Here is a 12,736-nt window from a genome sequence, read left to right on the forward strand (position 1 = left end):
GGTTAAAATTTGCACATTTTGTTGTGAGGCTACGATTTTATCGTCAATCAAGGATGTTCAAAAAGCGAGGGGGATTTCGTGAGATATCGCCCTTTCTTGTGAGATGGTGTACCTGATGTTGTGATTGGCTCCCCTCACATTTTTCTTTTTACTTTTTACTAGAGGTTTACCATCATGATAATGGATAATTTTGATTCTCCATTTCTTTATAATCGTCCTGAATTGGATGTTCAAGCATTAAAAAAATCCATCGTTTATAAATTAATTTTTTCTATCGGACGTTCGCCACGCGAAGCAAGCCAACGGGATTGGCTCAATGCGACATTATACGCCGTGCGGGATCTTGTGACCGAAGGGTGGATTAGTACCGCTCGCCAAGCACGAGCTGATGATGCCCGCAGGGTTTATTACCTTTCAATGGAGTTTTTAATCGGTCGTACACTTTCTAACGCACTGATTGCCGAAGATGTTTACCATTTAACCAAAGAAGCATTAAGTGAACTCAATGTTGATTTAGAAGAGATTATTGAAAAGGAAATTGACCCGGGATTAGGAAATGGCGGCTTGGGACGACTTGCCGCTTGCTTTATGGATTCTATTGCCACACTGGGTTTACCGGGAATGGGCTATGGAATTCGTTATGAATACGGCATGTTCCGCCAAAAAATTGAAAACGGTCAGCAAGTGGAACGCCCGGATGCCTGGTTAGAAAAAGGAGCGCCTTGGGAGTTTTTACGTCCATCAAAACGCTTCTATGTCGCCTTTGGTGGAAACATTCATTTTGAAGGTAAAAAATGTATCTGGAACCCGCAAGAAGAAGTGACAGCATTGGCTTATGATCAGATGATCCCCGGTTATAAAAATGATTCTGCAGCCACTTTACGATTGTGGGCAGCCCACGATGGTGAAAGTTTTAATCTTTCTGAATTTAACCGAGGAGAGCATTTAGCTGCCGTAGAGGCCCAAGCCTCCAGCAAAAATTTATCACGGGTTCTGTATCCTGATGATTCCACTTGGAACGGGCGTGAATTACGTTTACGTCAAGAGTATTTCCTTGTCTCTGCCTCATTACAAGACATTATCCGCCGTCATAAGCGTACCCATGACAGCCTTGAGAATTTGGCCGATAAAGTGGCAATTCACTTAAATGACACTCACCCCGCATTAGCCATTCCGGAATTAATGCGTGTCTTAATTGATGAGGAAGGATTTGGTTGGCAAAAAGCTTGGGATATGACACGTCGTATTTTCTCTTACACTTGCCATACTTTAATGTCGGAAGCCTTAGAAACTTGGCCGGTTGAGATGATGGCAAAAATTTTGCCACGCCACTTACAAATGATCTTCGACATTAATGATCATTTCTTAGAATATGTGCGTACTTATATTACCACGGATAATGATTTTATTCGTCGCGTATCGTTGATTGAAGAAGGTTATCAACGCAAAGTGCGTATGGGCTGGCTATCTGTTGTAGGGTCTCACAAAATTAACGGCGTTGCGGCCATTCATTCTGATTTAATGGTGTCCTCTACGTTTGCAGACTTTGCCCGCATTTATCCGGAACGCTTTACCAATGTGACCAATGGTATCACTCCTCGTCGTTGGTTAGCGGTGGCAAACCCGCAATTGGCAGCTTTATTTGATCGCTATATCGGTACAGACTGGCGTTGTGATTTAAGCCAAATTAAACAATTGGAAACCTTTGCTCACGAGCAGGCTTTCAAAGAGGCGGTTGCAGAGATTAAATATGCTAACAAGGTGAAATTGGCCGATTACGTCAAACGTGAATTGGGGATTGAATTGAACCCGAATGCATTATTTGATGTGCAGGTAAAACGTATTCACGAATATAAACGCCAAATGTTAAATGTGCTACACATCATCGCTCGTTATAATGCGATGTTGGCGAACCCTGAAAAAGATTGGCAACCTCGTGTGTTTATTTTAGCGGGCAAAGCGGCATCGGCCTATTATGCGGCAAAACAGACCATTCGTTTGATTAATGATGTGGCAAGCATTATCAATAATGATGAGCGGTTAAAAGGCCGGTTAAAAGTGGTGTTTATTCCTAATTATAGTGTAAGCCTTGCTCAACTGATCATTCCGGCGGCGGATATTTCCGAGCAAATTTCCCTTGCCGGTACGGAGGCTTCGGGGACGAGTAATATGAAATTTGCCCTTAACGGTGCATTAACACTCGGTACTTTAGATGGCGCAAATGTGGAAATTTTGGAAAATGTGGGCGAAGATCATATTTTCATTTTTGGTAATACAGTGGAACAAGTAGAACAGCTTCGCCGTGACGGCTATCGTCCTTTTGATTATTATCAAAACGATGCTGAACTACGCATGGTGGTCGATCAGATTATCTCAGGGGTATTTTCTCCGAAAGAACCACAACGTTATTTACATTTGCTGGAAGGTTTACAATATCACGATTATTATCAAGCCTTTGCGGACTTCCGCAGTTATGTGGAAGCACAGCTTATGGTGGATGAAAAATACAAACAACCTGAGCAATGGATTGAAAGTGCTATCCAAAATATGATCAATATGGGCTTTTTCTCATCAGACAGAACCATTCTTGATTATGCGAAAAATATTTGGAAAGTCGAACCGATAAAACTTAATTAAACAAAAATCCCCGAAAGGGGATTTTTTTCGTGCACGATAAAAGTGCGGTTGATTTTGAGTGTGTTTTTAAATGTTCGAATAGTCTGAAAGACTACAACGCTAGGTTTCATTGTGCTGTTTATACATTGCTTCAATTTGGTTGCGATAGCGTTCCATAATCACTTTTCGTTTGAGCTTCAAAGTTGGGGTAATTTCCCCTAATTTGATACTAAACGCTTGAGAGAGCAGGGTGAATTTTTTCACCTGTTCAAAATGAGCCAATTCTTTTTGTACCGCATTAATTCGTTGCTCAAACATCTTTAAAATTTCAGAATTTTTAATTAAATCAAGACGATCTTGATATTTAATATTCAACTGTTTGGCATAGTCTTCCAAACTGTCAAAGCAAGGTACAATGAGGGCTGAAACATATTTTTTCGCATCGGCAACAATGGCGATTTGTTCAATAAATTTATCTTTGCCGATTTTGCTTTCAATATATTGCGGTGCGATGTACTTACCGTTTGAGGTTTTCATTAATTCTTTGATGCGATCCGTAATGAAAAGATTGCCTTCTAAATCCAATTCACCGGCATCACCGGTTTTTAAGAAGCCGTCTTCCGTGAAGGCTTGAGCCGTTTCTTCCGGTTTTTTGTAATACCCTTTCATCACCATGCCGCCACGCACGAGAATTTCATTATTTTCACCAATTTTCACTTCTGCTTTAGGCATTAAGCTGCCGATAGAGTTTGGGTTAAATTGGCGATCGTGCCAGCATGAAATGGTGGCGGTGGTTTCTGTCATACCATAACCGAGCTTAATATTGATACCAATACTATGGAAAAATAACCCAATAGCCGGCTCTAATTTAGCTCCGCCACAAGGCATCATTTTTATTCTGCCACCGAGTAATTGGCGAAGTTTGGACAACACCAATTTATCAGCGAGGCGATGTTGTTGTTTCAACCAAAAAGGGAGTGGTTTATTTTGTGTGAAATATTCAAAACGTTTTTGCCCTATTGCCATTGCCCAATGGAAAAGACGTTGGCGAAGTTTAGGGGCTTTTTGTACTTTATCCAGTACGGCTGCGTAAATTTTTTCGTAAAAACGAGGTACAGCGCACATCAGCGTTGGACGAATTTCGCTTAAAACCGACCGCACTTGGTTGGTATCTTCCAAATAGCAAAGTGTAGCCCCTCGGTGGAGAATATAAGCCGCCCAGGCCCGTTCAAAAATATGAGAAAAAGGCAGGAAAGAGAGGGAAATATCCTGAGGTGTGACATCGAGTGCTAAGTCATGGGTTTCTAATTGATGAGCGAGGTTGGAATAATCTAACATCACGCCTTTAGGTTCGCCTGTTGTGCCGGAGGTATAGATGATGGTAAATAAATCCTCCATTGTTTTATCCTGCAAGCGTTGGGTTAACTCAGCTTGCTGGGCAGCTGAACCCAATTCAATAAATTGTTCCCAAGTATAAGAGATCGTATCTTGTTTGAGCGAAATAGTCGGTTTCATTGCCACAATTTTTTGTAACTGAGGACAATGAGGGGCGATATCTAAGGCGTGATCATATTGTTCTTGATCGCCGACAAAGAGAATTTTTACATCGGCATGGTGAAGCACAAATTCCGCTTGTTGTGCGGTGTTGGTGGCATAAATCGGCACGGTAATTGCACGAATTTGTAATGTGGCAATATCGGCAATCGTCCAACGAGGCATATTCTGAGCGAAAATCGCAATTTTATCCTGAACCTGAACATTGCAAGCGAGTAATGCTCGAGAGAGTTGGTTTAATTGATGTTGAAATGCAGCCCAAGAAATGTCTTTCCAAATTCCATTTTCTTTATGGCGAAGTGCGGTTTGATTTCCCTTTGTTTTTGCTTGTTGTTGAATACGATGAATAAAATGAAGATCGAAATTCATATTAACCTTAATGTTCAATATAATTGAGCTAACAACTGTGCGCCAATATAAAGTTAAATGACAGGAAAAGCCAGATAAATCTTGTGTTTTTTTGATGATTTTGAGTGAGTTTTTGTACATTGTGAGACAGATCACAATATTCAGCCAATAAAAAACCGCTCCGAAGAGCGGTAAGTTTAACAATGATTTTAATTAACCTTTGTAGTTATAAACGTGTGACACTAAGTCTAATACTTTATTAGAGTAGCCCACTTCGTTGTCATACCAAGAAACCAGTTTCACGAAAGTATCGGTTAATGCGATACCTGCATCTGCATCGAATACAGAGGTTAATGTGCAACCGTTGAAGTCAGTAGAAACGACGGCATCTTCAGTGTAACCTAAAACACCTTTTAATTCGCCATTGAAGGTTTTACCTTCTGCGGCATCTTTGATCGCTTGTTTGATTTGCTCGTAGGTGGCAGCTTTTTCAAGGTTTACTGTTAAATCAACAACAGAAACGTTTGGTGTAGGAACACGGAAAGCCATACCGGTTAATTTACCGTTTAATGCCGGTAATACTTTACCTACTGCTTTTGCCGCACCGGTTGATGATGGGATGATGTTTTGTGAAGCACCACGGCCACCACGCCAGTCTTTTGCAGATGGACCATCAACGGTTTTTTGTGTTGCTGTTGTTGCGTGAACTGTTGTCATTAAACCATCTTTGATACCGAATGTTTCGTGGATAACGCGTGCTAAAGGGGCTAAACAGTTTGTGGTACAAGATGCATTAGACACGATGTCTTGACCTGCGTAAGCATTGAAGTTTACGCCACGCACAAACATTGGTGTTGCATCTTTAGATGGACCGGTTAATACCACTTTTTTCGCACCGGCAGTGATATGTTTACGAGCGGTTTCATCTGTTAAGAATAAACCGGTTGCTTCAACAGCGATATCCACACCGATGGCACCCCAGTTTAGGTTTGCCGGGTCACGTTCAGAGGTAACACGAATGGCTTTACCGTTAACAACTAAATTACCGTCTTTAACTTCAACAGTGCCATCAAAACGACCATGAGTTGAATCATATTTCAACATATAAGCCATGTATTCAACATCAATTAAGTCATTGATACCTACTACTTCGATGTCATCACGGAGTTGTGCTGCACGGAATACGATACGACCGATACGGCCGAAACCATTAATACCAATTTTAATAGCCATAAGATTTTCACCTTTTTAGTTAAGTTAAACAAACAGTTATGTTTTAGACGCAACCTGACGCCTGAAAACATCGGGCGGATTATATCACGGGCATTAAGATAAAACTAGAAATGGAGGGGCGTTTTTGTGATCTAAGTCAAGTTTTTTTCATTTGTAAAAAGGCTCGAAAACTGCACTGACAAATAGGATTGATCGTCAATTTGGAACGATAGGCATGGGGATATTAAAAAATGTGCTTTTTATGACCGCACTTTGATGATTTTTTTTTAAAGAATCGGCATAATAACATTAATTTTCTCAATACTTAGAAAAGGTTGATGTGATGTCTGAAGGTAACTTATATATTCTTTCTGCCCCAAGTGGCGCAGGGAAATCCTCCCTTATTTCCGCTTTATTAGAACGGGATTCATCCACCCCTAAAATGGTTTCCATTTCTCATACTACCCGTGCGCCACGTCCCGGTGAAGCTCATGGAGTGCATTATTATTTTGTTTCTAAAGAAGAATTTGAGTCACTCATTGAACAAGACCTCTTTTTAGAATATGCCACGGTGTTTGGGGGCAATTATTACGGGACTTCATTGCCTGCTATTGAAGAGAACCTGGCAAAAGGTATCGATGTTTTTTTAGATATTGATTGGCAAGGGGCACAGCAAATTCGTCAGAAAGTGGACAAGGTTAAAAGTATTTTTATTCTTCCTCCTTCGTTGCCGGAGTTAGAGCGCCGTTTAGTGGGAAGAGGGCAGGATAGCGATGCGGTGATTGCAGAACGTATGGAAAAAGCAAAAAATGAAATTTCCCATTATGATGAATATGATTATGTCATCGTTAATGATAATTTTGAGCAAGCATTAGCAGATTTACAAAGTATTCTACGCGCAGAACGTTTGACGAAAGCTTATCTGCAGAGAGAAAGTGCAACCTTAATTCATCAATTACTGGATCAATAAGGTGAGATTTAGTATGATGTTTGCCTTTTAATATCCTTTATTTTAGATGAATCGGAGTAGAATATGGCTCGTGTTACAGTACAAGATGCAGTAGAAAAAGTAGGGAACCGTTTTGATTTAATTTTAACCGCTGCTCGTCGTGCAAGACAATTGCAGTTACACCAACGTGAACCTTTAGTGCCGGAAGATAATGATAAACCTACCGTAATTGCGTTGCGTGAAATTGAAAAAGGCTTAATTTCTAACGATATTATGGATGAGCAAGAACACCAAGATATTGCAGCAATTCAGCACACGGAAGAAGCCGCTGTGGCATTAATTACAGAATAATAAATTTAAAAAGTGCGGTTGTTTTTACCGCACTTTTATTCCAATCCATTCATTCAACCCGAACAAGTTAGGTGTCCTTTGGAACTGTTTGCAGATTTAAATCGAATCATTCAAGGGTATTTACCCACCGATCAAATTGAATTAGTCAAACGTGCATTTATCATTGCAAGAGATGCACACGAAGGACAGTTCCGTTCAAGTGGCGAGCCTTATATCACTCACCCAGTGGCGGTTGCCTCCATTATTGCTCAAATGCATCTTGATCACGAAGCGGTGATGGCTGCTTTATTACACGATGTGATCGAAGATACCCCTTATACAGAAGCTCAGTTGAGTGCTGAATTTGGCACGAGTGTTGCTGAAATTGTCGATGGCGTTTCTAAACTTGATAAGCTCAAATTCCGTACCCGCCAAGAAGCGCAAGTGGAAAATTTCCGTAAAATGATTTTGGCGATGACCCGTGATATTCGGGTGGTATTAATTAAACTCGCCGACCGAACACATAATATGCGAACCTTAGGTGCGCTTCGTCCTGATAAACGTCGCCGGATCGCGAAGGAAACCTTGGAAATCTATTGTCCGCTTGCCCATCGTTTGGGGATTGAGCATATTAAAAATGAATTGGAAGATTTATCTTTTAAGGCCATGCATCCCCACCGTTATGATGTCTTGAAAAAATTGGTTGAAGTGGCGCGTAATAACCGCCAAGAACTGATTGAACGTATTTCGAATGAGATCAGCGTGCGATTGGAAAATGCAGGAATTGTTGCACGAGTATGGGGGCGTGAAAAACACCTCTATAAAATCTACCAAAAAATGCGGGCAAAAGATCAAGAATTTCATTCCATTATGGACATTTATGCCTTTCGTATCATTGTCAAAACCGTGGATGATTGCTACCGGGTATTAGGGCAAATACATAATCTTTACAAACCTCGTCCGGGAAGAGTGAAAGACTATATTGCTGTGCCTAAGGCAAACGGCTATCAATCGCTACAAACCTCAATGATTGGGCCTCATGGCGTGCCAGTGGAAGTGCATATTCATACGGAAGATATGGAACAAGTCGCGGAAATGGGGGTAACCGCATATTGGGGAAATAACGAAAAGGGTAAACAGGACAGCACCACAGCTCAAATTCGTGCTCAACGTTGGTTACAACATTTAGTCGAAATTCAGCAGAGTGTGGGGAATTCTTTTGAGTTTATTGAAAATGTGAAATCTGAATTTTTCCCAAAAGAGATTTTTGTGTTCACTCCGAAAGGTCGCATTGTGGAATTGCCTAAAGGAGCAACAGCCGTAGATTTTGCCTATGCCGTGCATTCTGATGTGGGGAATACTTGTATTGGCGCAACGGTTGAACATAAACCTTATCCGCTCTCTAAAGCTTTGGAATCGGGGCAAACCGTCAACATTATCACGAATCCTCATGCTCATCCGGAGGCCAATTGGTTAAATTTTGTGGTGACAGCCCGAGCGAAAACCCGAATTCGCCATTATCTAAAACAACGTTGTGCCGATGATGCAATAAAACAGGGAAAAACAGAGCTAAATTTAGCATTACAGCCTCATTCCTTGGATGGGCTTTCTGCGCAGCAAATTCAACTCACGCTGGAGGCACTGAAACTTTCTTCGCTAGATGAATTATTGCGTGAAATTGGTTTGGGGAATTTGCTTGCGCCAGTGGTGGCTCATCAATTAATGGGTGAACAAATTGAGGTTGATGTAGATGGCAATTCACAAAATCACAGCAATACATTAATGATTTCACCGGTATTAATGGCGAATACGCAATTTGCACAATGTTGTCACCCTATCCCGGGCGATCCGATTGTGGGATACAGCACGTCTAATAATGGATTGGTGATTCATCATTGTCAGTGTGGCAATCTTAAAAATGCTCATCAACTTGCCCAAGCGAAGTGGGAGAATGTGCAAAGTGCGGTCAATTTTGATGCAGAATTACAGGTAGAAATTCTCAATGAACAAGGTGCGCTACCGAGTTTAATGACGGCGATCACTGCAAGTGAAGGGGGAATTCAAAATATTTGGACAGAAGAATTGGAAAATTCGCTTCTCCTTGTGATTTTACAAATCAGTGTGAAAGATTTAAAACAGCTTGAAAATGTTTTACACCGAATCAAAGGAATCACTGGTGTGGTGAGTGCAAAACGAAATATTAATGCTTAATAAATGAACTATGGGTGTTTCATTGCTTGATGCGATTCCTCTCACAACACTTTCCGGTGTCGGTGCCGCCGTTTCTGCCAAACTCAGTAAAATTGGCATTAATAATTTACAAGATTTACTTTTTCATTTACCTATTCGTTATGAAGATCGCACACGAATTACTCCCATCGCTCATCTTCGCCCAGAACAGTATTTCACCATTGAAGGCATCGTACAATCTGCTGAAGTGACTTTTGGTCGCCGTCCGATTTTATCTGTCAGTTTATCTGATGGCACATCAAAAGTAATGTTGCGCTTTTTCAATTTTAATGCCGGCATGAGAAATAGTTTTCAGGCGGGTGTGCGGGTCAAAGCCTTTGGTGAAGTAAAACGGGGTCGCTATATGCCGGAAATTCATCATCCGGAATATCAGATTTTGAGGGACAATTCGCCACTTGTGTTAGAAGAAACACTGACGCCTATTTATTCTACCACTGAGGGCTTAAAGCAAAATTCATTACGAAAACTCACCGATCAGGCTTTAGCCTTATTAGATAATATGCAGATTGCAGAAATCTTACCTCAGGAATTTAACCCTCACCCATTTAGTTTGAAAGAAGCACTTCATTTATTGCATCGCCCTCCGCCTGATATTTCTCTAGAAATGCTTGAGCAAGGTAAGCACCCGGCACAACAGCGTTTAATTTTTGAGGAATTGCTTGCGCATAATTTAGCGATGCAAAAAGTGCGGTTAGGTACACAGCAGTTTTTAGCCTTGCCTTTACAAGAACAAACGGATTTAACACAGCGTTTCTTAGCTGCGCTACCTTTTCAACCGACAAAGGCACAAAAACGAGTAGTGGAAGAGATTACGCAAGATTTGGGAAAAAACTATCCAATGATGCGTTTGGTTCAAGGTGATGTCGGCTCAGGTAAAACATTAGTCGCAGCCCTTGCCGCATTACTGGCAATCGATAATAGTAAGCAAGTCGCGTTAATGGCACCGACAGAAATTTTAGCGGAGCAACATGCCAATAATTTCCGTCAATGGCTTGAACCTTTTGGCATTGAGGTAGCTTGGTTGGCGGGGAAAGTAAAAGGTAAAGCCCGTCAGGCAGTGCTTGAAAAAATAAAAAATGGCTCAGCTCAAATGGTGGTTGGTACGCATGCCCTTTTTCAAGAGGAAGTCGAATTTGCTGATCTCGCCCTCATTATCATTGATGAACAGCACCGTTTTGGGGTGCATCAACGGCTAATGTTACGGGAAAAAGGGGAAAAAGCAGGATTTTACCCGCACCAATTAATCATGACCGCCACCCCAATTCCAAGAACACTGGCGATGACAGTCTATGCCGATTTAGATACTTCAATTATTGATGAATTACCGCTGGGACGAACACCAATTAAAACGGTCGTGATTTCAGAAGAACGACGGGATGAAATTGTTGAACGAGTAAAAAAAGCTTGTGTTCATGAAAAGCGTCAAGCCTATTGGGTATGTACTTTGATTGATGAATCGGAAGTTCTAGAGGCGCAAGCTGCCGAAGCCATTTGGGAAGATTTAACCAAAGCATTACCTATGTTAAAAATTGGTCTGGTACACGGGCGAATGAAGCCACAGGAAAAACAAGAGGTGATGCTGCAGTTTAAGCAGGCTCAGTTAGATCTGCTGGTGGCGACCACTGTGATTGAAGTGGGAGTGGATGTGCCGAATGCCAGTTTGATGATTATTGAAAATGCCGAACGATTGGGCTTATCCCAACTGCATCAATTACGAGGACGGGTGGGCCGGGGAAGTACTGCTTCTTTTTGTGTGTTGATGTATAAGCCCCCTTTGGGAAAAATCTCACAAAAACGCTTACAGGTATTGCGTGATAGTCAAGATGGTTTTGTCATTTCTGAAAAAGACTTGGAGATAAGAGGGCCTGGCGAGGTACTGGGAACAAAACAAACGGGCATTGCGGCATTTAAAGTCGCCAATTTAATGCGGGATCGCAAAATGATCCCTACCGTGCAGCACTATGCCAAACAGCTTATCCAAAAATATCCGGATGTTGCAGAGGGTTTGATTAAACGTTGGTTGAATAATCGTGAGATTTATAGTAATGCCTGATTTGATTTTTGCTCGATTAAACTGGCTATCTGAAGAGGATCCTCAGGCTAAATGCCTTTCTCCCTCCATTCAATCTTGGTTATTTGATAAGCAGTCATTGAGCCTTAAATTGAAAGGACTTTGTGAGAGATTTGAAGTAAAAGTGCGGTCAGAAAAATGGATAAAAAAACGCTTTGAAAATGAGGCAATGCTCCTACCGGCTGATGATTACTGGTGTCGAGAGGTTTTGCTATTGGGCGATGGGCAAGCATGGGTTCAAGCGCGTACTCTTATTCCAAAAGCGTTATTAGATTATCATCAAGAGTTATTCAATTTGGCTAATAAACCTATTGGGGAATGGCTGTTTCAACAGGCTACAAATAGACAGATAATTCAATGGGCGCAGGATCCTCAAAGTGGATTATACGCTCGCCGATCCTTATTTTTTATTCAAAAAATGCCACTATTAATTAGTGAGCTTTTCCTTGAGCGTTATCTGATAAGTAAATACAATGACACAAATTTTTTATCGAATTGAGTTATGGATATTCAAATAAAACCCACCATTCTTTTCTTTGATTCTGGTGTGGGTGGCTTTAGTGTATATCGTGAAGTCAAACAAGTTTTACCTAACTATCAATATTTATATTGTTTTGATAATGAATATTTCCCATATTCAGAAAAATCTGAAGAAGAGATTATTGAACGTACGCTGAAAATTTGCCGACATATCGATAAGAGGTATCCTTTGGATCTTATCGTTATTGCTTGTAATACAGCAAGTACAGTGGTATTACCTTCATTGCGTGAATCTTTTTCTATCCCAATTGTTGGAACCGTTCCGGCAATTAAACCGGCAGCCGAGATTTCAAAGACCCAACATATTGGGTTATTGGCAACAAAAGGCACTGTAAAACGCCACTATGTAGATGAGCTCATCCATAAATTTGCGCAACATCACCAAGTGGAGCGCTTAGGTTCAACAAAATTAGTTGAAATTGCCGAACAAAAAATCCGTGGACATTCGGTGGACTTGATCACATTAAAAGACGAATTATCGCCTTGGGCGAATATGCAGGATTTAGATACTTTAATTCTAGGATGCACCCATTTTCCTTTAATAAAAGATGAAATCAAATTATGTTTACCCCAAGTCAAATATTTTATGGATCCAGGGCCTGCCATTGCAAAACGGGTTCAATCTTTGCTTAGTGAGGTAAAGGTAAGAAACAAAAGTGAAAAATCAAATCAAATGTTTTGCACAAAACATTTTCCAGAAGAATTGCAATTCAAGCAAATATTACCTTTATGGGGATTTGATGGGTTAAATGTTATAGATATTAGCTAAAAAAACACCTATTTGATGAAAGTTTCATCAAAGTGAAAAAAGTTTAAAAAAATTTACAAAAACCACTTGCGTGTCATTAAAAAATGCCTATAATGCA

9 protein-coding genes are annotated in these 12,736 nt (G+C 40.8%); 7 read left to right on the forward strand and 2 right to left on the reverse strand.

The genetic code is table 11. From position 1 onward, the window contains the following. Positions 1 to 174 precede the first annotated feature (174 nt). Entirely contained in the window at positions 175 to 2,637 is a 2,463-nt protein-coding gene (locus tag BKK48_RS04005; protein ID WP_077426878.1) for a glycogen/starch/alpha-glucan phosphorylase, read from the forward strand. Between the two features lie 99 nt (positions 2,638 to 2,736). On the opposite strand, the gene BKK48_RS04010 is transcribed toward BKK48_RS04005, so the two are convergent. Together BKK48_RS04010 and gap are read right to left on the reverse strand one after the other, a co-directional pair. Continuing rightward, the gene (locus tag BKK48_RS04010) at positions 2,737 to 4,539 is read right to left on the reverse strand and encodes an AMP-dependent synthetase/ligase (protein WP_077426879.1); all 1,803 of its coding nucleotides are present in this window, start codon (positions 4,537 to 4,539) and stop codon (positions 2,737 to 2,739) included. 192 nt (positions 4,540 to 4,731) lie between these two features. Then, positions 4,732 to 5,751, reverse strand: a complete 1,020-nt coding sequence (gene gap / locus BKK48_RS04015) for a type I glyceraldehyde-3-phosphate dehydrogenase (protein ID WP_077426880.1) — start codon at positions 5,749 to 5,751, stop codon at positions 4,732 to 4,734. 322 nt (positions 5,752 to 6,073) lie between these two features. Between gap and gmk the strand changes: the two genes are divergently transcribed. The 6 genes from gmk (at position 6,074) to murI (ending at position 12,639) form a co-directional block, all read left to right on the forward strand. Beyond that, positions 6,074 to 6,700, forward strand: coding sequence for a guanylate kinase (gene gmk / locus BKK48_RS04020; protein ID WP_077426881.1), 627 nt, complete (start codon positions 6,074 to 6,076; stop codon positions 6,698 to 6,700). Positions 6,701 to 6,763: 63 nt separating this feature from the next. Next, positions 6,764 to 7,030 (forward strand): DNA-directed RNA polymerase subunit omega, encoded by a 267-nt coding sequence (rpoZ, locus tag BKK48_RS04025; RefSeq protein WP_077426882.1) that lies wholly within the window; start codon positions 6,764 to 6,766, stop codon positions 7,028 to 7,030. A 78-nt stretch (positions 7,031 to 7,108) separates the two neighbouring features. Continuing rightward, entirely contained in the window at positions 7,109 to 9,220 is a 2,112-nt protein-coding gene (spoT, locus tag BKK48_RS04030; RefSeq protein ID WP_077426883.1) for a bifunctional GTP diphosphokinase/guanosine-3',5'-bis pyrophosphate 3'-pyrophosphohydrolase, read from the forward strand. Positions 9,221 to 9,230: 10 nt separating this feature from the next. Continuing rightward, positions 9,231 to 11,312 carry an ATP-dependent DNA helicase RecG gene (gene recG, locus BKK48_RS04035; protein WP_077426884.1) on the forward strand — a complete coding sequence of 694 codons (2,082 nt, stop codon included), beginning with the start codon at positions 9,231 to 9,233 and terminating at the stop codon, positions 11,310 to 11,312. Continuing rightward, on the forward strand, positions 11,305 to 11,829 hold the full coding sequence (locus BKK48_RS04040) for a chorismate--pyruvate lyase family protein (protein ID WP_077426885.1): 525 nt from the start codon (positions 11,305 to 11,307) through the stop codon (positions 11,827 to 11,829). Before recG ends, BKK48_RS04040 begins: the two co-directional genes overlap by 8 nt. Positions 11,830 to 11,832: 3 nt before the next feature. Continuing rightward, positions 11,833 to 12,639, forward strand: coding sequence for a glutamate racemase (murI, locus tag BKK48_RS04045; protein ID WP_077426886.1), 807 nt, complete (start codon positions 11,833 to 11,835; stop codon positions 12,637 to 12,639). Positions 12,640 to 12,736 lie beyond the last annotated feature (97 nt).

This window comes from Rodentibacter heidelbergensis (assembly GCF_002000125.1).
Lineage (GTDB): Bacteria > Pseudomonadota > Gammaproteobacteria > Enterobacterales > Pasteurellaceae > Rodentibacter > Rodentibacter heidelbergensis.